Genomic DNA, 23219 nt, shown 5'->3' on the forward strand with positions numbered 1-23219 from the left:
ATATTAACTTGTGATAATATAGGATTATCACAAGTTACTGGTTTATATCCGAAAACATCGATGCTCATGTATTACTTTTAAATTACCAGAATATCTTTTAAAACATCTGTAAATAATCAAAAATACAGATGTATTACACATATAATCACTAGTTACTGTTCGTAAGTTTCATTTTGTATGAAAATTGATTAGAAAAGAGGAAGAAGCATGGAGATCAAGAAAAAGCAGCAGGCGTTCGAAGTGGCATTGCGAGAATTGACCGGGGCGAATCCTAAATTAGCCGAGGCGCTGAAAAAGGACCATATCGATCTCGATACGTTAACTGACATCGAAGTGATCGAATTGTTCTGGGCAACGGAATTATTCCCAATCTACGCTAATAAGAGTGCGCACACGCATCGTGCCTATAAGCAAGATCTCGAGTTCGTTCTCAGTTTTGTGATGACCAAAACCGAAGGTTTAAAGCGCTTGACCGTTCTAGATATTCATCGCTACTTGTTTGACGTAAACGAGCAATATTCACCTCGCACAGCACAACGCAAGAATAATATGTTAAAGCGTCTCCTGACTTACCTTCACATCAATAACTATCATCAACACAACTTAGCTTTCCATGTGAAGAATCAGAAACGACCAGAACCCCTCCGTCGGGAAGTTGATTTTGAAGAGATTGAACGCATTGCTGAATCGTTTCGTTATACTGTTCAACGAGCACAAAAAAAAGAGCTCATGGAGCTCCGAAATGAAACGATTGGTTATTTGTTGTTGACGACCGGAATGCGTGCTTCAGAGCTTCTTTCCGTAAAATTCAATGACATAAAACGAAACCAACACACATTTTACATTGAAGTGAAAGGAAAACGTGATAAATGGCGTCGAATCCCTCTCACCGAGAAAGCGAGTCATCTGATCAATCGCCTACAAACACTCATGATGATTGAAGAAGTCAACTCTCCTTACGTCGCTTTCAGCACGAAGAAGTCAGGAAACTCAATGACATATGAAGCACTCCGTTTGATGACTCATAAAGCTGTAGAGTTTGTAGCAGCAGGGAATAGTAATCCCCCACACTGGTTCCGCCGTGCTTACATCACGAAACTCCTTGCTAAGGGTAGTTCACTGATTGGGGTCATGCAATTGGTTGGTCATGAATCGATCAACACTACTAATGGTTATCTACAATCTTTGAATCAACTCTCACATATGACAAATATAGATTTACCATTCGAATAAAGAAGGGGAATCTTATGCCTGATTATAATCAATTAATGACGCCTCGAAGTATAGACTTTATTAATGATATGCTTATTCATAGATTTAAAGCGATAAAAGTAGACAAGTATGATAACAGAATAAAAAATAACTTAAATGATCCGTTTATTCCTCCAATCGAGGACATTTATGGTGTCTATTGTATTTATCAGAAGTCGACTATGGAGCTCTTAGAAGGGAAAATTAGCTCAATACATTCCAGTGAATTTAATCAGAGGCTAAAATCGGATCATACAATAACTGCAGACGATTTAGAATGTATACTCGATGCATGTTTATTTGTAGTAATTAGCGCTAATCAAGATGCTGAATTTGTTCATTATTTTATCGGCGGGGCCTCAAACGTCTTAGAGGATATTTTAAGGATTTCGACAGGTGGTTCTTCAATGTCTCCAGCAACTTTTTCCAATAGTTTGAAAACTGTGATTTCCTTAGAATATATCGATAATTTAATAAGCGAGATTCCTTAACTTGATTAAGTTAAGACTAATGATAGTGTATCATTTGATTTGAAACATTATAATGTTAAGTACTAGCCGCTTGAAGATATGCTATCATATTTTGAATTAGTTGAGACGTTGCCAAAACTGGTGTGAGGTATCACTAGGTTATCAAGCTGTTGACGAACCGAATCGCCACGTGCGATTTGGTTCGTCTTTTTTTTTTATGTTCAACGAACTTGAAACGCTTTGAACGAAAAAAGATTGAAGAAAAGATAGATATGTAAATATATTGAAGGGTTACAATTACATATTTAAACAGATATGATTATCTACGAACAATTGAGTTGATATAAAATTGTTTATTATAACTAAGGGGGAAGTTTATTATGAAAAAGAAGTTCCTTGTTTTAACTTTAGTGGCCACTCTTATATTTAGTGGGCTTGGTTCAATTCTTGAAAATAATGAAGTAAGTGCTTCAACTCGCTGGGAAAGCATTGATCACATTTCAAAAGGGTGGAGAATACGTCTTGATGATCCTGTCGGGAAAGGAAAATATCACGTTCATCTTTATAACAAAAAAACAGAATTAGGGGTAGAAAATGTGGATGGTACTCCTAGCCATAATCAAACTTTTGATAGTTGCATAAACCCAAAACTTGCAAAAAAAATAAGAGAAACTAAACTTTATAAAAAAGGTGCTAAGTTACAAAAAGCTAAAGATCAAAGTAACAAATAACAGCTTTTGTTTGAACTCAATATGAAATCGAATAAATGAGGTCTTAAAATGAGATTATTTTATTTAAACAGAATAATTAATTTAAACACAGTCGAAGCGTATTTTTTAAGGGATGGGTACTTGATTCCACCAGAATATTGTTTGATACTGATTGACTATAAACGCCCTAGTACGATTGAAGATTTTCCACATTTGAAAAACATTGAAGAAATTTCGGAAGATGACTTTGGGGATGATAACTTCATAAAAGCAATTGTAATTTCATCAGAAGAAGTTACACAAGAAATATATGATGACTTATGTACGGTAGCTGGGGGATTTTTAGAGGATAAAGAAGAATGTCGATGGAACCTTGTGATTGAAACTGATTCTGATTTCAATCACAAAAATAATCTTAATGATATATTCCCTCTACTTCAAAAAATATTGAAAAAACATGATTGTTCTGTAAATATTGAAAGCATTCCCGAAAAGAAATTCAATTTCTTGTCCCAAGATTAAACTACTATATTGAGTGGGAGCCTTTTACTACAATGTTCTTTAAATTATGATGCACCATATATCTACTTTAAATCACTTATTTTTGGCGAATTTCAAATTTAATTATACTTTTATATGTGATAATCGATTTATATAATTTTATAATTAAATTGGCATTAATCAGGTTTCTCTAAAAATGAAAAGACATGTTTTTACAAAACAAAACTGAACCCGAGTAGCACACTTATAAGAAGTGCACTACTCGGGTTTTTCTATGCATAAAGAGTGCTCAATTCAACATGCCACTGAATTTAATGTGAAGATCGTGTTTGATAGTATAAAAGCAGGGTTCACAAGAAGTTTTTTCAGTTAACACGGATTCTGCCTACTAGCATATTCATAGAAATAGTAAAAACGTGTTAAATCTCGCGTCGATATCAAAAAAAGATGAAAAGAGTCTCCTCACCGATTAAAAAAGAGGTGCCGGACAATGAACGTTCTAAAACAAGCGAGTTGATAGATAAACAGCTATCGAGGAAAAAGATACAAATTAAATAGCTGACTGCAGAGTAATAAACTCTTTTTTGGAACCCTGGAAATTATAAAGACAAATGAAACAGATGAGTAGATAGCTAACGATCAAGTCATGAATCATAGATCTAAATAACCTCATATGAAATCGCATAAGTATTTCGAAGTTAAATTCTCGAACCATTTGACATCCGAACTAACTATAAACGGATTCTCCTTTAGGTACGCTAATCTAACATAATCATCAGAGCTTGGAGAATGACTCTTTTCCAGTAACTCTCACATGCGAAAAGCCTTATGATATTAATAATTTGTTGACCCAGTTGAGCCCAAGTGTACATCACCGAGACAACTTACTTCTCGGTTGCATTTAGTGAGAATCTTTATTTTTTTATGCTTTAAGGATGGAATCATACGTGAAATAATGATTCACTTTTTATCGACAATCCTTCCCGCGCTCCACGTGTTTCAACCTTTATAAAAATCTACATTTGAAAAAATAATCCTTTCAAATCAAATTTCGCCTAAGCACATTATGAATATTAGCAACTAGTTCAAAATATAGGTTTGATTCAGCCCGTTTCGACACGGAAACTGTCTAAAGGTAGCATCAAAAGTATGCGCTGGCGCATACTTTTGATGCTACCTGAAATAGATTTAATGGATGCATTTCATTTTTTATGAAAACCATCCAATGATAAAGATGAAACGTGTAGACCAAAAAAAGCAGCATGTCTTCGAAATTGCATTGCAAGAATTGACCGGTGCGAATCCATAATTGGCGGATGCCCTGAAGAAGGACCATATTGATCTTGAAACGTTGAATGACATCGAAGTGATCGAATTGTTCTGGGCGACGGAATTATTCCCGATCTACGCTGAAAAGAGTCTACATACGCATCGTGCCTATAAGCAAGATCTCGAGTTCGTTCTCAGTTTTGTGATGACCAAAACCGAAGGTCTAAAGCGCTTGACCGTTCTAGATATTCATCGCTACTTGTTTGACGTAAACGAGCAATATTCACCTCGCACGGCACAACGCAAGAATAATATGTTAAAGCGTCTCCTGACTTACCTTCACATCAATAATTATCATCAACACAACTTAGCTTTCCATGTGAAAAATCAGAAGCGACCAAAGCCCCTTCGTCGAGAAGTTGATTTTGAAGAGATTGAACGCATTGCTGAGTCGTTTCGTTATACGGTTCAACGAGCACAAAAAAAGGAACTCATAGAGCTCCGAAATGAAACCATTGGCTATTTGTTGTTGACGACCGGAATGCGTGCTTCAGAGCTTCTTTCCGTAAAATTTAATGACGTGAAGCGAAATCAACACACATTCTACATCGAAGTGAAAGGAAAAGGTGATAAATGGCGTCGAATCCCACTCACCGAAAAAGCGAGTCATCTAATCAATCGATTGCAGACATTGATGATGATCGAAGAGGTCTCGTCCCCTTTCATCGCCTTCAGCACGAAAAAAGTCAACAAGGCGATCACCTATGAAGCTCTGAGGTTGATGACTCACAAAGCGGTCGACCATGTCGCAAGTGAAGAGAAGACCCCGCCCCATTGGTTCCGCCGGGCCTACATCACAAAGCTCCTGGCGAACGGAAATTCGTTGATTGGGGTCATGCAAATTGTTGGTCACGAATCAATCAATACGACAAATAGTTACTTACAATCTTTAAATAAAATGTCTAACGTAACGAATGCCGATATATCTTTTAATTAATAAATAAAACCTTTATTTTCATTAAATTTTTATGAGTTCAGACAGTTTAGTTTAATACTTTGGAGAAAGAGACGCCCTTGCGAATTTAGACAATTCATTGTGAATATCGTTCCACATATTCTTTATATCGTGAAATGATTTATATTCTTCTTTAATTTGATATATACTATCAACGATTTTATCACTATAATCATAAACTAATTTGTAATAACGTTCAGACTTATCTAAATAATATGCCGCAACGCTGTCATAATTAATACCATCGAAAAAATCTGGATACCGTATTTTTAAATTAGTTTCTAAGCAGCTAAGGTTATGCACTCTTCTCATTTTTCCAGACATATATTTATTTGAAGTTTTTATATTTTCTTCCTCTAACATAATCAATAACGTAGTTAAAGAAAAAATAAGTAATCCTAACTTTATCTCATTTGGGATTAACAAATTATTCAATTCGATATCATTTTGAACAATCTCTTTGAAGTCTAGAACAAGTTGACTAATTGCAAATGCATCTGCATCCATTTCAAGAGTTTTGATCAAGTTTTTGGGAAGTTGATTATTTTGAAAATGGTCTTGGCCATAATATTCCTGTATATATAATAAATGACCGTTTATGTGATGAGCTAATTCGTGTAATATAATAAATTTTACTGCAAACATGCTCATGTATTCAGAAATTAATTTCCCATTATAATCAATAGGTAAAGAATAATCATATTGATATTCAATCACATCTTCATATTGCTGCTTAATTTGGATATTAACTATTTCTTTAATATAAGTAAACTCACTAAAAGCTCCATCAATAACTAATCTACTAAAGGCAGAATAAATTTTGTACAAACTTCCTTCGCTAATAAACACAAGATCTATTTCTTTATCGATGTGTGCTTTTCCATTAATATTGAAGCGGCTAGAGTAGTCAAATATAAATTCTCTATTCTTATAAACAGAAATTGATTGTTTATTGTAAAACATAATCATTTCTTCAGCATAATTTTTATAATATGGAAGGCAATTTATTTCGGTAGGATTTTTTCGATCAAAGTAGGCGAATTCTGTTACACCACATATTTGTTTAACCTTTTCTCTATTATTCATTAGTATCCTTTTTCCACAAAGGACTTGACGGCATTCGATAGGAAATCCTCTCTTTCTGACATATATTCTAATGTGAAATCTTCAGATTCTTTAAGTAAAAGCTCATGTAAATTTAATATTGGTGTGTTTACTGTCGCTTTTAACATAAGAATTGATGATTGTTTAATAGTTGTCTCCAAAACATTTATCGTATGATCTTCAAAGATTTCATCTTCATGAATCAATTCGATAGAAATGCTTCCCTCACTTTGTACAGAGCCAGTATATGGTATTCCGTAAAGACTATAAATCATTTGTAATAGCTCAGATATTTTCATCTCAGGATGGATGTTAATTTGAAAGAAGCCATCAAATCTAACCGAATAAAATAGAACTTTAAAGCATGATCTTTTATCTTTCAAAAGTTCTTTTACTCGAGGTGGAATTTTAATGCTTCGTTGTATTGTATTGTTTACATATTCCGAAGGTACATCTACGATTTTCCGAAAATGTTGTTGCACTTTTTCAGGATGCTTCTCACAAATGTTTATCCAAAAGGGTTTGCTAAATACTTTTATGTTTTTATAAACTTTCTCTAACTTTTCTTTCTGCGCCCCTGTAATATCTCCATTAATACATAAAATATACTCTTCCCATCCCAATTCATTTTGTATTTTTAATGCACTTTCTAATGATTTTTTTGCATTAGTAAGGTTAAATTTTCCGCTCTCATCAATTGTGCCCTTACATTGAAATGCAATTTTTTTATCTTTATAAAATAAGTCAACTCCGCTCTCAGGTGGCTCTCTTTTTTCTATTTCCATTGTTCCATAATACAAAGTTAAAATTTTCTGACAAAAAATCTCCCAAGACTCTCCGAAACTTGTTCCGTAATCCCCTTTGAAAATTGGAGGATGAAATATATACATCGAACTCACCTCTAACATTTTTATACTACTAATAGTACTAAATGGTAGAATGTACTTTCAAGTGAAGAATATTTGTAAATAACGGTTTGTCAAATTAAGCGCAACACTTCATCGTTGAATGGCCTCGTTTACTGTTCGCCAGCCGAGGTACTTCCTTAGCCACCCGTTGATCTTAACGAACGCGTCCTTGAGTTTACCGTCACCAACCTCCAGACTACTTCATTCAGGAGGATAGCGCACAAGAGCCAGTTAGCGTCGTTTTCAATGAAAAATAACCACTGACCGCAATTCTCCTCCTACTTTCGATATTTATTCTTTCAGCGTCATGTATATCAGGCGAACGTTAGCACTGCATATTCCCAGACATATTCCGAAAAATTAACTTTCTCAACTGCGCAGATATTTATTACTAAAATAATCATCGTATCAAGAAGCGACAAAAAAACCTGAGCCGGATATATTCCGGAGGCAGGTTCAAAAGGTAACTTAATGTAATTATATATTTCTATTCTTACCTTCAATTCACACCGAAAATACTAGTATAGATTCTTAAAAACAGCTTTATTTCATTTTTAGAACAATTGAACTATTTCTCATCTGTTAACAATCTATTCAGTTTGTCTTAATACACCAGGAGAACCCTTATAAACATTTTCTTGTAGATATTGAAACAAACAATTCGGAGTTATAGCATGATGACTTAGTAATCTCTTGATACTATTTACACTTATCTGATTGGTTATTGGCCTGATCGAAATGTTTAATTTGCTTGGGCTACACATTTCTTTTGATATTTCTTTGTAGATGTCTGAGATTATTTCCTCTACATATTTACCTCTAGTATTGAATAATATGTTCTCTTTAATTCTATTACATTCTGCTTCAAATTCTGTTTCTGTAAACGAAGCTGGATTAATTGTATAATGTTCAAGGAATTCAATTGTGATTTCTGGAATTCCATATTCATTTAATTTGTTGAGAACTTGAGATCTTTTTTTAATTTTTTTTAAGTCAGGAATTATTTTTTCCTTTATTGCCTCTAATTCTTTTTTCTTATTCATTTGTAGACTGTACCAAGCGTTTAATAAAATTAGTTCCTCGAGCGATTTCATAAGATTATCTTCATAAAATTTCTCGATAATTTTATACTCTTCAAAATTGTTCCCAATTGAATTATTTGAGATTTTTGCATGTTCCTCTAGGAAGCTATTTAAAACTTGTACATCTGCATATAAATTTTCAATAGAGTAACCTGGTGTTACGTACATTTTTTTAATTTTTTCTTCATTAAAGTTAAAGTCTCTATCAATAAAAAATAATGAAGAATTAATTAGTTTTGAATCTTCCAAAGCTAACTTAAAGTAAATCTTTTTTACTGTTTTCCGTCCCCCACATTGGAATGGAATAACTTTTTTGTCAATACTTTGACTCTGAAGCCATGTTCTTATTCGATGTGGATAGTATTCCAAATCGTCCAAACCTTCATGAAAACTAAACAGACTACTTTCAATTTCTAAGTTATGAAAAGTTATTGTTTGTAGTAACTCATGATATATCACTGTTTCGTGCTTCGTTTCTTCTACCATATTTCCTTTATAATCTAACTCATTTGTTTCACTCATATATACTTATCTCATCATTTCCACTATCATATTTTGACTTATAAGAATTTAAATCATTAGCATAAGATTCTAAATCATTTTTGAATATAAAAGGAGAATGTGTAGTAGCTATTAGCAGTGCTACGCTTCCAGAAGAATATATATCCATCAATATTTCTTTCTGCCATGCAATTGAAAGCGACAATTCTGGTTCGTCAATTATGTATATTAAGTTTCTTTTTTCCTCAAGGTATAACTCAGAAAAAATTGAAAGGATTTGTTTTTCTCCCGAAGATAGTTCGGAAAATGAGATCACTTTTTCATCATCTCTGTCCACTATCACAAGTGAGGGTATAATCTCATCAAAAAATATTCTTTTATTGATTAAATATTTATTACATACATCTCTAAAAGCTTTAATTTTATTATCAATTTCTCTTTGGCCATTATGTATTTTAATTAATTGATATAAGTAATACTCTAAGAAATCTCTGTTTTGATGTTGATAATGATCATTGTTTAAGTTCAGGATAAAATCAGTGAGCTTTTTGTACTCTTTGATATTACTTTCCCCTATTCTTCCAGTAATTATATTTATTTTTTCAATAGTTATCTCTTTTCTTTGCTCACTATTTATGGTCAATGAACTATCACTCAATAAATCTCCCAAAATTTCGCCATTTATCTTTGAATGAGTTTCAAATGCTTCCGTCGTTAATCGAGAAGTGATTTCTAATATTCTCGATTCTACATCTTTTAATCCAAACTTTAACTCTGATTTATTAAAATTACTTTCGAATTCAGTCTCATTTTGTAATAAATCGCTTAATTCCGCCTCGACTCTTCTAAAAGTAGGAAGATATTTAACTTCTTCTTTTAAAAGAGTATGCCCATTAAAAACACTTCTATTTATATCTTTTCCCATACCATTCTTAAATATTATTGTTTTGTTTGAATTTTCATTATTTGAATTTCTGGATTGAATAGTAAAAGTACTTTTATGTTCAATATTTTTTTTATTGTTTAATTTTAAATAATAATCTAGCCATTTTTTTAAGTACTCATCATCCTTCTTATCATTTGAAGAATCAAAATGAACATTTTTGTACTCCTTAAATTTATTTATGTAATCATGCTTAGATAAAGTTGTTACTTCACCGTTGCTAAAAGTCAGATGTACTTTGCTAAAAGGTAAGTTTTGTAAAGATTTACGGTCATTTTTTAAAGCGGCTACTAAAATTTTAATAATTGTAGTTTTTCCATGTCCATTTTCAGCTACAAATATATTAAATACATTATTAAAATTAATATCATAATTAAATTTGTTGAATAGACCTTCTATTCTAATCCCCATCAATGAGCTTTCATTTTTATACTTTCTTTTTCTTGTAATTACATCTTCAATATAATTCACTAATTCTGCATCTATTTCTTCATCTTTATCTAAATTAAATTTTAATCTAAACAATTCAAATTCTTCTTCACTGAGCATTAGTCGGCTTTTCAAATCTCTATAATTCATTTTATTCCTCCTGAAACAATTTTATAAGTAGTAAGTAATAACTTGATTGATAATTATTTATTTTAGAGTAACATCATTCTGTTGGAAATAAATGAATAAGTTACTTTTTATCACCTTATCTTTTCTACTTTGCTTTTAAAAAATCTATCAAATACCGTAAAAGTATGCGCCGGCGCATACTTTTACGGTATTTGAAATAATATTTTAACTCTGTCTTATATAATATATGCTATATTAGGTGAAGAAGAGGTGATTAACATGGAGAATCATTCATCCTCCAACAGCCGCTCGCAACAACTCATTATTTCTCAAGCGGTCAATACGATAAAACAGCATGGTATGGAGGAGATCCTCCATAGTGTATCCATTTTCGATATTCATGAATTTGTCGCAACGCTTTATCAGGAGCACTATGCGCTTGAAAATATCGAAAGCGCCTATAAGAAGATTCGTTATTACTCTTTTATGAAACTAAAACGACGCTGGGTAAAAACAGCTGTGCGAAATTATCAAGAAAATCGTGGTTATAACAAAGAACTTCGAGCCAAACACGACATGATCTCAGCTTATGTAAAAGTTGCAGGTTTTGAAGGACTTTACAAAGAGTTTCACGTGAAAACAATTGAAGATTACATGAATCTCTGTATCACCGAGATTGAAGAGTGGGCAGAAGACCCAAACCAACTAATCCACACATATCCGTACTGGTCTCAAAAAACCGTCAATCAAAAAACTACGACGTTAAAAACAGATGTGCTCATGATATTAGGGGAAGTTGCAAAGGAAATTGATTCAACTAAGCGCGTAGCACATCATTCACCAACACTTGCTGTTGATATTCCGTTCTTCGGGATGTCTGATCGCATCAAAAATAAGACTGAACAACTTGATGAGAAGCTCAATGACGCGTCACAGCTCAACCTCGAGCTTTTAAACTACGACTCGGTCGTTCCGAAATATAAAGATGGCGTCCCACAGAACCTTTCTGTTTTGGTTAGTAAAGAGTTTATTCAAGAGTTAAACGGTAAAGTGCCTGATTTAGACGCGAAAGACTTCGAAGCCTTCACCGAGATCTTGTCATACCGGGATATCTCATTTCAAACGAGTCGCAAGATTATCTTTCCACTCGTTCAATTAGTGGAAAAACTCTATGCCAACAAGAGCGGGAAGAGCTATGACTTAACAACAAAACGCCTTATGAAACTTGGTTATTATCGAGTAGCTGGGCACAATGAAGAAGGCGATTTCTTTATCCGTGGCCTCTTCTCTTCCGTTACCATCAAAAACGCCACAACCCTTGCGGATAGTCAGGTCATCGTCACAGTAGCTGAAGAAGTGTATGATGATCTACTCAAGCAGCAAATCGTCAGTATCTACGGTGAACAGATTGAACAGTTGAAAGGGAGCTTTGCGTATCATTTGGCGTTCGTCCTTCAAAAAGAACGCATTGCGTCGCTTCAGACAGGGGAACAAAGTCCGGTTCGTCGGCATTGGCGTCAATTTACTTATTCGATTCGCTTCAATAAATCACGAAAGTCAGAGAACTTGCGGGAACTTGAGGCAAATCTTGATCGTATCAAGGAACATGAATTTATTTTGAAAGATTGGCATCGTTCGGGCGACTACTACTTCTTCACGTTTTACCCGCTCGAATCATGGGAGCTATTAAACCATCCTGATACATTGCTGCTTTAATAGAAACAAAACATAGAAGAAGCCTACTATATTGAGGGCTTCTTCTTTTTTTATGTTTGCTCTTTAGTCTATGTTTCACATGGAACGCTTTTTAGGTGGATTGATGAATAAATATAGGTGAACGCCAGCGTATAACTATCAGCGCCATCCTTTCAAACTAGAATTAAGTGATGTGATCAAATCATTTTTGTTACCCAGATAAATGAACTCTTCGTACTGAAATGACACTTATGAGTACTTTAGAAAGAACATTTTTACAAAATCGTTCACTTTAATGTGAAATGAGTCGTAAAAGTTCGTACTGAAACGACATTTAAATTGAATTTGGTCGCAAATTGCCGTACTAAAATGACATGGCTCTTAATTTGGTCGCAGATCATCGTACCGAAGCGACATTTACTTAGTTTTTGTCGCAATTTGTCGTACTGAAACGACAATTCTCAACTTTTTGATGAAAAATCGAAAAAAAATTAAGTGTCTGTCACTTAAAAATGGTCGCAAACCATCGTACTGAAACCGCATTTTCGATTGTTTTGGTCGTGAATCGTCGTACTGAAACGACACTTTTATTAAAGTGGTCGCAAACCGTCGTACTGAAACGACATTTTGAATACTTTTCGTATGAAATTTCTACTCTGAATCACTCTCAGATGGCTTTCTTAAGCAATTCCTCTTAATTTGGTCGCAAACCATCGTACTGAAATGACACATTTTTATAGCTCTAAAATGGCTTAATATCAACGTTTCATCAAATTTAGTCGCGATTCATCGTACCAAACCCGCACTTTGACACTATCTCGAAAGAACAAGATACTGAAACTAGCATATTCTAGGATAGAGGAGGTGTAGGGTACATGATTTACAGAAACCGTCACATTTTAGTTGCAAACAAACTACTCGTCGCGATGAGTGGCTTGACTCGTTGGACGAAACGCGCTGATCACTATCGCTATGAACAGCATCACTATAACATCCCTACATGCTTCACTTCTTTTAAGTGGACAAAGTCACGGATTCGCCATGTCCTCACACTTCTTTCTTATGCAGATGATCAAGGCAAGATTGAGTTTATGGAAGATACAGAGCTAGCTTATTCCGCTCATACGTCTGTCCGTTCATTACATAATAACTTAAAAACATTTGAGAGCCATGGCTTGTTGCGGCTTGTCCGGCACTTCCCTGGAGTGCTCTCGATTGAACTAACCGATTATCTTGAGAATTATCGTGACCTTTTTGTTGACGGACCCTCTGTCGTTTCGAAGACCGGGTACACGTCTATTTGGCATGACCTTCTTTCCGAACTTCTCACGCTTGATAACGTGAATGCCTTGCGTCTTGCGTTACGTACACTCGTACAAGTAGAAAAAGATATCCATGTTCAATCACATGACCAAGCCATCCTTACCTATGACGAGATTAAAGGCTTCTTGCCTAAATACTGTGGCCACAAACTTGCCATTCAAAAGATGATGGATCGTTTGAAGTTCCTTCAAGTCTCCCTTGTAGAAGACAGCCGTCATTTCTTAAATGTAGTGAAGCAAAATCTCACGCTTAAAAAACGCGTTCAAGATATTACGCGTCCAGTCCTTGTTGAATTGACGTTAGATAAGTCTCAAGACAGTAAAGTCATCCGAGAAGAGGAGCGTTCAGACGCTCAAATTGCTTGGTTCGAGTTGCGCAAGCGCGTTGGTGAGTTCTTCGATTTCGATGTACTGAAAGTAAGCCGGGAATCTCTCTACTCTATGAGTGATACGTTCGGTGCATTAGCGTTCCGTGAAGTCTTGGCTGACTTGAAACAAGCGTTTCTTCACCATCGTGAAGACTTAATTCATTCAAGTGAGCATCAACTCTTCTTCAATGAGCCAATTCTTTACCTTCATCAACAACTAAAACATAAAGTGGAAAAATTGACGATCGCATGATGGTCTTTTTGGCATGCCTCATTTTGAAAAATTGTATGAAAACATCCAGAATCTATATCCGTCTTTTGATTCATTCCATCAAAAGACATCGTATATGACCCTTGTTTCATAAGGTCATTTTTATATTTTACATCTCAGGAAAAAAATCAAATACAATTTCTTTTATTTCAAATTTATACAGAATAAAATTAGCTTATAGATATGATTTATCAAAAACGAAATGAAAAAAAAAAAGTCCCTCTGAATAAAAGAAACTATATCTGACATATTTACAATCTTCTTTATCTCTCGAAAACGTTGGTGTCAAAAGGATTTTCGGACTTATATTTTTTCTAATTCTTCTAATCTTTCTTTAATTCTTATTCATTCTATTTAATCTTTTTAACTCATAAGAATGTGGTTTAGTCTTTTTCTGTTTATAAATATACTGGTGTAAGAATATGATTTATCCAAAACTTATAAAAGATACATTAACATACTTAAATCAGGTTTTAACTAAGTTTGATACTGTTTATTGACTTGTAACCACTCAATAGGTAAGTAATAGAAAAAAAACTATATAAAGGGTATAAATGAATTGTTTTCATCATATTTTAGTATTAAAATTCCATTAATGGATAAATAAATTAATGGGGGATATTTTATGATTATTTTTGATCTGTTGATAGATATTATCGTATCAGCGTACACTTGTCTTGGGTATGGAACGCCACAAAGAAAAATCAACGTGAAAGTAGAAAAAATCTCAAAAAACCATCCTGATTTACTAGATATTTATAATTCTCACCAACTTTTTTTTGAAGAAGATAAATCACTTTCAAAAATGGTTCTTGAAGGAAATATTAAAACGGATGAACAAAAGAAAGAACTGTATAATGAGATTATGAATTATTTATATATTGAAAATAAAATAGCGCAGAAAAATCAATTAGAAGAGTCCTTATGAGTTTTTCAATACCGTGGAACATAAAAAAGAATCACTAATAGTGGAAAAAGCTACGATATTTCCAAAGGTGATAGAAGAGTGAAAATTGCTATTATTGATAGTGGGATAGAGGTTTCTCACGAAGCTTTCAAATTTATTGATATGTCTAATTCTTATAATTTTGAAGCAATTAACTCAGAAATAGACGATATGGAGGGTCATAGGACTATGGTGGCGGGTGTAATTGCTGGAAGTAAATATAATATTGGCCTTGCACCTAACGTATCTCTTCTTATTTGTAAGATTACTAATACAAAAAGTTTTAAAATTCATTGCATGTTGCGCGCTTTTAAATACGCAATAAACATGAATGTAGATGTTATCAACTTAAGTATGACTGCATATTTGAATTTAAAAGAAAATGATCACGTACTCAAAATTATGAATGATTTAATTAATGAGGCTAAAGAGAATAATATAATTGTAGTCACGTCTGCCGGTAACCATTCGATAAACTTAGAAAAAAACTTATTACCCCACATCCCTGTTTCAAAACAACATGAAAACGTACTAAAAATATCTGCAACGGATATTAATGGTGATTTAGCAGGTTACTCAAATTATGGTGAAGTAGATTTTGCTGCGCCATGTGGGAAAGGATTTGAAGAAAATATCGATTCTTCGAATGTCATACTAACTACTTTTCCTATTAAAGTGAACACAATGAAATCATTACAGAAAAACTTAGGTTACAAAGACGGTTATGTAATAAATTATGGTACTAGTCTGGCGGCAGCACATGTTTCGGGAGCGATTGGGTTAATTATTTCTCATTACCTTGATTTATATAAATATAAGCCAGAAATCAATACAATAATTGAAATTTTAAAAACAGAAGTCCCTCAGAAAAGAAAAACAAGCAATTTTGGATACGGAGAAATAAATGTTTACAATTCTTTGAAAAGTATTTAAATTAAGACGGTTTGTCAAATTAAGCGCGACACTTCCTCGGTGAAGGCCTCGTGTGCGGTTTTCCAGTCCAGGCACTTCCTCGGTCGCCCGTTGATTTTGGCCAGCGCGTCCTTGAGTTCGTCATGCGTGACCTCCGCGAAATCCGTTCCTTTCGGGAAGAACTCGCGGAGGAGCCCGTTGGCGTTCTCGTTGCTCCCCCGTTGCCACGATGAATACGGGTCGGCGAAATACATCGGCACGCCGAGCGACGCCTGGATGCGCTCGTGACCGCTGAACTCTTTGCCCCAGTCCGTCGTCGCCGTCTCGAACGTGCCTTCCGGGAAGGCGCCGTGCACCGCATGGATCGCCGCGTCCATCGAGGCCGCGGTGCGGTCCGCGATCGGCAGGGCGAGATAGAACCGGCTCTTCCGCTCGACGGACGTCGCGACGCACGCCTTCGACTTCCCTCGTCCGGAGACGACGGTGTCGAGCTCCCAGTGCCCGAACGTCCGGCGATCCCTGACCTCTGGCGGCCGTTTCGAGATGGGGAGACCGACGTTGATGCGACCGCGCGTTTCGACCGGCTTTTGGCGTTTCCCCTTCTGGCGGAGCACGGTCACGGGCACGTCGATCTGTCCCGCATAGACCCATCGGTAGATGGTGGAGAAGGCAATTTTTCCTGCGTAGAGGCGGTCGAGGGCTGTCGCCCGATCCGTCTCGCGATGGACCGGATGGACATCCCGAGCTCCAGATAGGTCTCTATTTTCACGCGCTCCGTTGTGGTAAGATGGGTGTAGCTCATAGCGATTCCTCCGTCTGAATGTTTGTGTCGTAACTTCATTCTAAACGAGGCCATCGCTGTGGGCTTTTTTTGCGTTCACGTTCAGGTATTGCACTTAATTTTATAATTCATCGGATGAAAAAAACGCATATCCCAATGGTAATTTCAATCTAGGACATTCCCATGGAATCACAGGAGTTTTAAACTCATTAATTTTAATTACAAAGCATAATCCCGAAATAATTACATTGACCTATGAAACTATATTCAAATTAACTCAATGGTTAATAAACTATAGTTATCGTGAAGGAGATTATGTCTACTGGGATAAAAAGATGCCTCTTGAAAACTATATTAACTTTTCAAATAGTATAGCCAAGGATTCAATTAATTTTACGTGGTGTTACGGAGACCTAATGATTGTAAACGCAATATGGTCTGCTGGCGACCTTATGGGGAATGAAGAATTTAAAAATTATGCAATGGATCAATTTTACAAGTATACAGAGATGCTCAAAAAAATTGATTTAACTTCTCCGACATTTTGTCATGGCATTTCCGGAGTTCTCTATATAATCACAGAAATGAAAAAAAAATCACAAGATCCTATCTTTAATGAAATTGAAGAGAAACTAATCAACAAAATTAATACACATTACAACCCAAATAATCGTTTCGGTTTTAAAGATATTGAAAGATATAATAACGAAGAATTTCAATTTAATAAGACAGGTATTTTAACTGGGACTTCAGGAGTATATTTAGTCTTATTAAATCAATCAAATGAAAACACATCTTATTTACAAAATATATTTATAGTCTGAAATTTGAATGTTAAAACTTTTACTTCTTTAAAATGCATTAAAAAAGGAGTCTGGAATGAAAAAAAATCACTTGTTAGAATTATTGAAACTAGTTAGATGGCCAAAAAAAATGATAATTGTGAGTGTGACTTTATCAATATTCTCGTCGCTACTTAGCCTGACGGTTCCCTTTATGACAAAAAAAGTTGTTGATTCATTTAATTCAAATGATATAAATTGGGACATGATTTACTTATTATTAGGTTTTTTCGTAGCGAACTTAATAATATCTGGAATAGTGTATTATCTCCTCAGCTACATAGGAGCCAATGCTATTTACTATATAAGAGTAGCAATGTGGGAAAGTGTTCTTAAATTGAAAATTAACTACTTTGATAATAATGATACAGGAAATATTATGAGCAGATTGACAGATGACATTGAAACTATGAACAGTTTCGTTTCTGAAAAAATACCGAATATTTTTTCTCAAATCATAGTTATTACAGGTTCAATCGTAATGTTATTTATTCTAGATTGGAAACTTACACTAGCTATGTTTACAGTAATTCCTGTCACACTATTTGTGATTTTGCCCATAGGAAATATCACTTACAAAATTTCAATAAAGTTGCAAGATGAAATGGCAAACTTTACAGGAATATTGAATAGGGTACTTTCAGAGATTAGATTGGTCAAAAGTCATAATGCTGAAGATATTGAGTTCAATCAAGGGAAAAGTAAGTTACAAGACTTATTTAAACTCAATTTAAAAGAGGCAAAAGTACAAGCGATAGTTTCACCAATTGTCTCGAGTACAATGATACTTATGTTGTTAATTATTATAGGATATGGAGCATTAAGAGTATCCAATGGAGAGATTTCTACAGGATCTTTTATTGCGATTATCTTTTACTTAATTCAATCAATAGTTCCCATGGCTTCAATCTCTTCTTTTTATACAGACTATAAAAAAACTTCGGGTTCGACAGAACGACTATATGAAATCTACACCTTACCTAAGGAAGAAAATGATGAAATTCCAAAGGTAGAAAAAGCTTTAGATAATGTTAAAAGTAATTTGATTATTTCGGATTTAAGCTTTGGTTACTCAGATGAAAAAATGGTGTTGAGTAATATTAACTTAAAAATTCCACATAATCAAACTACTGCTATTGTCGGTCCTTCAGGTTCAGGGAAATCAACACTGTTTTATATAATCGAAAGAATGTACGATCCTTGTAATGGAGATATTAAATTTGGTAATGAATCAGTCTATAATTATTCTCTAGGAGAATGGAGAAGCAAGATCGGTTATGTTATGCAAGACAGTTCTATGATGAATGGAAGTATCCAACATAACATTACGTATGGTTTGAAGTCTCCTCCTAGTTTTGAAAAGATAATTCATTATTCAAAACTTGCAAATTGTCATACGTTTATAAATAATCTATCTTTCAAATACAGTACTAATATTGGTGAAAGAGGAGTTAAGTTATCTGGTGGACAAAAACAAAGACTAGCTATTGCCCGAGCGTTTATAAGAGACCCTAAAATCCTATTGCTAGATGAGGCAACATCGAGTTTAGATAGTGAAAGCGAACTTCTTGTTCAAGATGCATTAAACAAATTGATGGAAGATCGAACGACTATTGTAATTGCTCACCGACTATCTACAATAAAAAACGCAAATCAAATTGTATTCTTAGATAATGGTGAAGTTACAGGGCTTGGAACACATAGAGAGTTAATGCAACATCACAAAAAATATGCTTTGTATGTCGAAACACAGACTTTTAATGACGAAAGTGCCAAATCTTTTATTTGATATTTAATGAATACTTAAATTTTTCGTGAATTATTGTCTTAATGAACTGGACTTTTCTAAGATTCCAGTTCGTTTTTGCAATAAATACTTTTTGCTACTGAAAAATATGTGTTCTAACTTAGTCTTGAGGGATAAGGTGATGGTTTGAAAGAAATATTACACATCGAGAGTCTTCTTTTGAAAAGAGATGTTGAAGATCTAGGGAATCTCGCACTCAATCCAGATGAGTACTATATATCGATTCAAGGCAATCGGGAAGACGCAGAGAACCTCTTAAAATCTATTAAAAAGTTCAATGATGAGAAAGATCTTTTTTATGTAGATGGTGTCATTTTTATTAAAATTGGTTGGAAAGTAATTATCCCGTATGGTTTCTGGGACGAGATAAGTAGTTTGTGGCCATATCTAATTAACCTGATTGAAGATTATCAAAATGCTGGGAAAGCAGAATGTTCTTTCCCAAATCAACCGATCACAATAGAAATGTCAAAACTTGATGCTCAATTGCTTTTGTTTTCGGTAGATGATAATAAGATGAGAATCGAAGAACAACACTTTATTTCTATACTTCTTGACGCGGCTGAAGATTATTTTACTTTTCTTTATAAAGCGATTGGAGAATTAGACTCCTTTGAGCTGAATCGTATTAATAAATTGAAAGCCCAAATGGTTTAATATCATTTAGGTATAAGGCAAGATGTGTCTCACTAGCAGATACATCTTTTTTGTTTACAGAAGAGTTGTATACATTTCGACATCGAAATGTATACAACTTAAAAAGTAGTATACAATCATCACTCCGTTTGTATACAAGTTATTTTCTATAAAATACACTATCATCTAGATAAAACATTGAATTTTAATGGATGCTGTGCCATCATTATTTGTAGAAAGGGGAGAGGGCATGAACATATTAACGTTCTACATTTCGAAAGGTGGATCTGGAAAAACCACCTGTTCCTTGAACATGGCCTATGCATTAGGAGAGTTAGGGGAACGTGTTCTTCTCATCGACTTAGATCCTCAAGGTTCTCTTAGCAAACTAATGTTAAAAGAATCCGATACGATCAAATATATGACCATGTTTGATGTACATACACGAAATTTGGATATCAAAGATATTTTGTTTGATGACGAAACGTATCATGTCAGTCTTCTTCCTTCAAATGAACGAAATGCAAGATTGATCAATTTACTTTCTGAGCAAGATAAGCTCTTCCTTTTAAAGGATATGATTGCACCGCTTGAAGATGAATTTGATTGGGTCATCTTAGATTCAGTTCCTTCGATTAACGAACTCTCAAAAGTCGTCTTGTCGACTGCCAATACGACCATTATTCCGTTTATGCCGAAAAAGCTTGTCTTTGATCAGCTAGGAAGTACCATTCGCACCGTACAAAAGGTGAAAAAGTTCTATAATCCCGATTTAGAGATTGCCGGGGTCTTACCTGTGGCGATGGATCATATGTTAAAAGCCGACAAAGAATATTTCGAAGCGATGGAACAAATTGCATTGGCTGAATCGTTGCCTATTTTACCTGTCATCAAACGATCGACATTTATTGAAAAAGCAGCGGATAGTGGAAAAAGTGTCATTCAATACCGCTCCAAAGAATCAAAACAGTTATCGGAACCGTTTCGAGAGTTGGCACAAAAGATTCGAACATCCAGAGGTGATTCTGTATGAAAGCCAGAAATCGTAACATTCATAAAATCAAACCGAGTGAGCAGCACCCTTATCAAAGTGGTTTAACGAATATCAGTTCACTGGTTCAAAAGCTGCCGATTTCAAAGGAAGTTGAGGACCTCGTCCATGAAATCAATGAACTTGCCAAAGTACAAACCATTTCCGTATTTGAGATTGGGAAACGTCTAGTGATTGCCCGTTCTGAGATGCATGACAAAAAAGAGTGGGGGATGTTTTTAGAAGCGGTCTCTATGTCCGCTTCACTTGCCTCACGATATATAAAAGCCTATGAGACCCTGCATCCGCTCGAATCATCGCTAACAAGTCTACCGGCATCCAAAATTTTTGAACTCATGTATCTCGATAATGTCGACGAGGTCGTCGAGCAAGGGTTATATATTAATGGTGAAAGGAGACAGGTCGAAGAGCTCACGGTCAAACAGATTCGTGATCTTCGAAAAGAGAACACTCATACACCTCTTAAAGTGAAACCTTTTCAGCAAGAGAAAAAGTCATCTTCGATCTTGTCCGCGCGTATTCCAAGCAATCTTTCGGAACAATTTCAACAGTATGCCCATGCACATAATCGTAGTGTCAGTGAGTTACTAGCTGAAATGATTGAGCGAACTGTATCAGACAATATAATTGAAGCCACAGATGAACAAGGAGAACAGTCATGAAGAAAATCGCATTGTACAATCGTAAAGGTGGAGTTGGAAAATCAACGACGACCATCAATTTAGCTCATGCCTACGCACGGGACGGCTTACGTGTACTCGTGATTGATGCCGATGATCAGGCGTCTTCAACGAATGGCTTAGGTCTGACGAACGACTATGAAGGGAAGGTACTATTGGATTGTCTACTCGAAGACAACGATCCGTTTTATACACCGATTGAACAAGTCATCGTTACTTGTGAATATGAGACTGGAACGATTTACTTAGTTCCAACAAGACGGTCTGCTTCACCGAGTGATTTAACGAGTCAAATTGGTTATGAGTATCGACTCAGTGAAGAATTGGCCAAACTAGATGAACTATTTGATATTTGTTTAATCGATTGTCCAGGTTCGACGTCAGCGTTGAATCCCTATGCGCGTTGCGCCCTTGTCGCACAAGATCGAATTATCATGCCTGTACAGATGCAAAAGTTTTCGATGGACGCGGTATACTCGGCTCCTGAAGAGTTAGAAGAAATGAAACGATTTCGGGAAGATATTCATATCGCAGCCTTTATTCCGACAATGGTCAGCGCACGCTCTAAAGGGGATACGACGACGGTAGAGGAACTTGAGGAACTCGGGAAAGAAGTCGGGATTCCCGTCCTTACAACAATCCCGTATGCCGTTAAGGTACAAACCCTACAACGGGAATCTAGACCTGTGATCGATCATAAAAGTCCCGCAACGGATGCTTATTTACAACTTGCCCAGGAGGTACTTTCTTTATGAGTCGCCCTCGTAAAAAACATACACCAAAAATTTCGACATTCAGTGCCAATTTACCGGTGAAACAAAGTACACAATCTAGTGAAGATCGTACGGATCAAGTGGAAGCGGTCAAAGAATTTTCTGCAACGACGACCATCACGAATCCGTATCAATCCTTACCAGCAACCGGACTTTCTCGTATTATTACAAAAAAATTGCCCGAAGACATGGAAGGCATTGTTCAATACTATAATCACATTGATGCGATTCAGGCGACGAGTTTTGTCGAAAAGTGTCGTATTCTTGCGCATGCAAATAGTTTGTTCCGGAATCCGGAAACAAAAAAGGAATTTAAACAAGAAGAAGGGAATTGGACAGATTTCTTAGCGAAGATTGGGATGTCTCATTCTCAAGTGAATCGATTTGTCTCGTTTTGGAATACGTTTGGTCCAAACATTTTACAAAAAACGATTGAACAAGATTTTAGTGCGACTAAGTTAGCGGAACTCCTATCATGGCCGGAAGACCCAAAGCTCGCATTACTAGATGATAAGAAATACTACACAGCAAATGGGGATAAAACAGTTTATGAGATGACACGTGAAGAGTTGCGTGAAGTGAAGCGTATGTTGATCGAGCGTCAAGAGCAGCGTGTCATTGAAGCTAATTCTTCTACTGTAAAACCTATGAAGGTACAAATTCGTTTTTCAGATTTAACAGATCCATTGTATGTCGGATTAACACAAGCTGCTAAAAAAGAGCATGTGTCTGAAGATGAAATTATTCGTCGGGCTCTCAATGCCTATTTGAATACAAAATAAGCAAGACGTAGACCCGATATGTTGACGGGGCTTACGTAAGG

The 23219-nt window shown here is 35.3% G+C and carries 19 protein-coding genes and 2 pseudogenes; 16 read left to right on the forward strand and 5 right to left on the reverse strand.

Annotation, left to right across the window (positions count from 1 at the left end; genetic code table 11):
* Positions 1 to 207: 207 nt before the first annotated feature.
* The 5 genes from KNO78_RS14360 to KNO78_RS14380 all read left to right on the forward strand — a co-directional run bounded on the left by KNO78_RS14360 (position 208) and on the right by KNO78_RS14380 (position 5198).
* The gene (locus KNO78_RS14360; RefSeq protein ID WP_214691615.1) at positions 208 to 1233 is read left to right on the forward strand and encodes a tyrosine-type recombinase/integrase; all 1026 of its coding nucleotides are present in this window, start codon (positions 208 to 210) and stop codon (positions 1231 to 1233) included.
* 14 nt (positions 1234 to 1247) lie between these two features.
* Positions 1248 to 1742 (forward strand): hypothetical protein, encoded by a 495-nt coding sequence (locus KNO78_RS14365; RefSeq protein ID WP_214691616.1) that lies wholly within the window; start codon positions 1248 to 1250, stop codon positions 1740 to 1742.
* 359 nt (positions 1743 to 2101) lie between these two features.
* Positions 2102 to 2452, forward strand: coding sequence for a hypothetical protein (locus tag KNO78_RS14370; RefSeq protein WP_214691617.1), 351 nt, complete (start codon positions 2102 to 2104; stop codon positions 2450 to 2452).
* 48 nt (positions 2453 to 2500) lie between these two features.
* Positions 2501 to 2953 carry a hypothetical protein gene (locus KNO78_RS14375; protein WP_031424793.1) on the forward strand — a complete coding sequence of 151 codons (453 nt, stop codon included), beginning with the start codon at positions 2501 to 2503 and terminating at the stop codon, positions 2951 to 2953.
* Positions 2954 to 4241: 1288 nt separating this feature from the next.
* Positions 4242 to 5198, forward strand: coding sequence for a tyrosine-type recombinase/integrase (locus KNO78_RS14380; protein WP_214691618.1), 957 nt, complete (start codon positions 4242 to 4244; stop codon positions 5196 to 5198).
* Between the two features lie 51 nt (positions 5199 to 5249).
* Here the strand turns inward: KNO78_RS14380 and KNO78_RS14385 are convergent, their stop codons facing one another.
* From KNO78_RS14385 to KNO78_RS14400, 4 genes are all read right to left on the reverse strand, one after another.
* On the reverse strand, positions 5250 to 6302 hold the full coding sequence (locus tag KNO78_RS14385) for a hypothetical protein (RefSeq protein ID WP_214691619.1): 1053 nt from the start codon (positions 6300 to 6302) through the stop codon (positions 5250 to 5252).
* The gene (locus KNO78_RS14390) at positions 6302 to 7210 is read right to left on the reverse strand and encodes a hypothetical protein (RefSeq protein ID WP_214691620.1); all 909 of its coding nucleotides are present in this window, start codon (positions 7208 to 7210) and stop codon (positions 6302 to 6304) included. The genes KNO78_RS14385 and KNO78_RS14390 overlap by 1 nt, the downstream gene beginning before the upstream one ends.
* Positions 7211 to 7818: 608 nt before the next feature.
* On the reverse strand, positions 7819 to 8832 hold the full coding sequence (locus KNO78_RS14395; protein ID WP_214691621.1) for a DUF4435 domain-containing protein: 1014 nt from the start codon (positions 8830 to 8832) through the stop codon (positions 7819 to 7821).
* Complete coding sequence (locus KNO78_RS14400; RefSeq protein ID WP_214691622.1) at positions 8825 to 10333, reverse strand: AAA family ATPase; 1509 nt, start codon at positions 10331 to 10333, stop codon at positions 8825 to 8827. The genes KNO78_RS14395 and KNO78_RS14400 overlap by 8 nt, the downstream gene beginning before the upstream one ends.
* Positions 10334 to 10591: 258 nt before the next feature.
* Between KNO78_RS14400 and KNO78_RS14405 the strand changes: the two genes are divergently transcribed.
* The 4 genes from KNO78_RS14405 to KNO78_RS14420 all read left to right on the forward strand — a co-directional run bounded on the left by KNO78_RS14405 (position 10592) and on the right by KNO78_RS14420 (position 15847).
* A complete protein-coding gene (locus KNO78_RS14405; protein ID WP_214691623.1) occupies positions 10592 to 12028 on the forward strand; it encodes a hypothetical protein in 1437 nt (478 codons plus the stop codon).
* Between the two features lie 854 nt (positions 12029 to 12882).
* The gene (locus KNO78_RS14410; RefSeq protein ID WP_214691624.1) at positions 12883 to 13950 is read left to right on the forward strand and encodes a hypothetical protein; all 1068 of its coding nucleotides are present in this window, start codon (positions 12883 to 12885) and stop codon (positions 13948 to 13950) included.
* 643 nt (positions 13951 to 14593) lie between these two features.
* Positions 14594 to 14896, forward strand: a complete 303-nt coding sequence (locus KNO78_RS14415) for a hypothetical protein (RefSeq protein ID WP_214691625.1) — start codon at positions 14594 to 14596, stop codon at positions 14894 to 14896.
* A 78-nt stretch (positions 14897 to 14974) separates the two neighbouring features.
* Positions 14975 to 15847 (forward strand): S8 family peptidase, encoded by an 873-nt coding sequence (locus KNO78_RS14420; protein WP_214691626.1) that lies wholly within the window; start codon positions 14975 to 14977, stop codon positions 15845 to 15847.
* Between the two features lie 14 nt (positions 15848 to 15861).
* Here the strand turns inward: KNO78_RS14420 and KNO78_RS14425 are convergent.
* A pseudogene (locus tag KNO78_RS14425) lies at positions 15862 to 16628 on the reverse strand (IS30 family transposase).
* 119 nt (positions 16629 to 16747) lie between these two features.
* Between KNO78_RS14425 and KNO78_RS14430 the strand changes: the two are divergent.
* The 7 genes and pseudogenes from KNO78_RS14430 to KNO78_RS14460 all read left to right on the forward strand — a co-directional run.
* Positions 16748 to 17431 (forward strand): annotated as a pseudogene (locus tag KNO78_RS14430) (lanthionine synthetase LanC family protein); the annotation flags it as partial.
* Between the two features lie 55 nt (positions 17432 to 17486).
* Positions 17487 to 19238 carry an ABC transporter ATP-binding protein gene (locus tag KNO78_RS14435; protein WP_214691627.1) on the forward strand — a complete coding sequence of 584 codons (1752 nt, stop codon included), beginning with the start codon at positions 17487 to 17489 and terminating at the stop codon, positions 19236 to 19238.
* 144 nt (positions 19239 to 19382) lie between these two features.
* Positions 19383 to 19913 (forward strand): hypothetical protein, encoded by a 531-nt coding sequence (locus KNO78_RS14440; protein ID WP_214691628.1) that lies wholly within the window; start codon positions 19383 to 19385, stop codon positions 19911 to 19913.
* Positions 19914 to 20142: 229 nt separating this feature from the next.
* Entirely contained in the window at positions 20143 to 20925 is a 783-nt protein-coding gene (locus KNO78_RS14445; RefSeq protein WP_214691629.1) for a ParA family protein, read from the forward strand.
* Positions 20922 to 21605, forward strand: coding sequence for a DUF3102 domain-containing protein (locus KNO78_RS14450; RefSeq protein WP_214691630.1), 684 nt, complete (start codon positions 20922 to 20924; stop codon positions 21603 to 21605). The genes KNO78_RS14445 and KNO78_RS14450 overlap by 4 nt, the downstream gene beginning before the upstream one ends.
* On the forward strand, positions 21602 to 22378 hold the full coding sequence (locus tag KNO78_RS14455; protein ID WP_214691631.1) for a ParA family protein: 777 nt from the start codon (positions 21602 to 21604) through the stop codon (positions 22376 to 22378). The genes KNO78_RS14450 and KNO78_RS14455 overlap by 4 nt, the downstream gene beginning before the upstream one ends.
* Positions 22375 to 23178 carry a hypothetical protein gene (locus KNO78_RS14460; protein ID WP_214691632.1) on the forward strand — a complete coding sequence of 268 codons (804 nt, stop codon included), beginning with the start codon at positions 22375 to 22377 and terminating at the stop codon, positions 23176 to 23178. The genes KNO78_RS14455 and KNO78_RS14460 overlap by 4 nt, the downstream gene beginning before the upstream one ends.
* The last annotated feature ends 41 nt before the right edge of the window (positions 23179 to 23219 follow it).

The sequence above is a fragment of the Exiguobacterium sp. s132 genome (genome assembly GCF_018617235.1).
GTDB lineage: Bacteria > Bacillota > Bacilli > Exiguobacteriales > Exiguobacteriaceae > Exiguobacterium > Exiguobacterium profundum.

Excerpts from the sequence above, each read along its gene's own strand:
- KNO78_RS14375 (WP_031424793.1), top strand. The coding sequence starts at position 2,501 with ATGAGATTATTTTATTTAAACAGAATAATTAATTTAAACACAGTCGAA.
- KNO78_RS14410 (WP_214691624.1), top strand. The coding sequence starts at position 12,883 with ATGATTTACAGAAACCGTCACATTTTAGTTGCAAACAAACTACTCGTC.
- KNO78_RS14400 (WP_214691622.1), bottom strand. The coding sequence starts at position 10,333 with ATGAATTATAGAGATTTGAAAAGCCGACTAATGCTCAGTGAAGAAGAA.
- KNO78_RS14450 (WP_214691630.1), top strand. The coding sequence starts at position 20,922 with ATGAAAGCCAGAAATCGTAACATTCATAAAATCAAACCGAGTGAGCAG.
- KNO78_RS14460 (WP_214691632.1), top strand. The coding sequence starts at position 22,375 with ATGAGTCGCCCTCGTAAAAAACATACACCAAAAATTTCGACATTCAGT.
- KNO78_RS14415 (WP_214691625.1), top strand. The coding sequence starts at position 14,594 with ATGATTATTTTTGATCTGTTGATAGATATTATCGTATCAGCGTACACT.
- KNO78_RS14360 (WP_214691615.1), top strand. The coding sequence starts at position 208 with ATGGAGATCAAGAAAAAGCAGCAGGCGTTCGAAGTGGCATTGCGAGAA.
- KNO78_RS14405 (WP_214691623.1), top strand. The coding sequence starts at position 10,592 with ATGGAGAATCATTCATCCTCCAACAGCCGCTCGCAACAACTCATTATT.
- KNO78_RS14435 (WP_214691627.1), top strand. The coding sequence starts at position 17,487 with ATGAAAAAAAATCACTTGTTAGAATTATTGAAACTAGTTAGATGGCCA.
- KNO78_RS14445 (WP_214691629.1), top strand. The coding sequence starts at position 20,143 with ATGAACATATTAACGTTCTACATTTCGAAAGGTGGATCTGGAAAAACC.
- KNO78_RS14455 (WP_214691631.1), top strand. The coding sequence starts at position 21,602 with ATGAAGAAAATCGCATTGTACAATCGTAAAGGTGGAGTTGGAAAATCA.
- KNO78_RS14365 (WP_214691616.1), top strand. The coding sequence starts at position 1,248 with ATGCCTGATTATAATCAATTAATGACGCCTCGAAGTATAGACTTTATT.
- KNO78_RS14370 (WP_214691617.1), top strand. The coding sequence starts at position 2,102 with ATGAAAAAGAAGTTCCTTGTTTTAACTTTAGTGGCCACTCTTATATTT.
- KNO78_RS14385 (WP_214691619.1), bottom strand. The coding sequence starts at position 6,302 with ATGAATAATAGAGAAAAGGTTAAACAAATATGTGGTGTAACAGAATTC.
- KNO78_RS14395 (WP_214691621.1), bottom strand. The coding sequence starts at position 8,832 with ATGAGTGAAACAAATGAGTTAGATTATAAAGGAAATATGGTAGAAGAA.
- KNO78_RS14390 (WP_214691620.1), bottom strand. The coding sequence starts at position 7,210 with ATGTATATATTTCATCCTCCAATTTTCAAAGGGGATTACGGAACAAGT.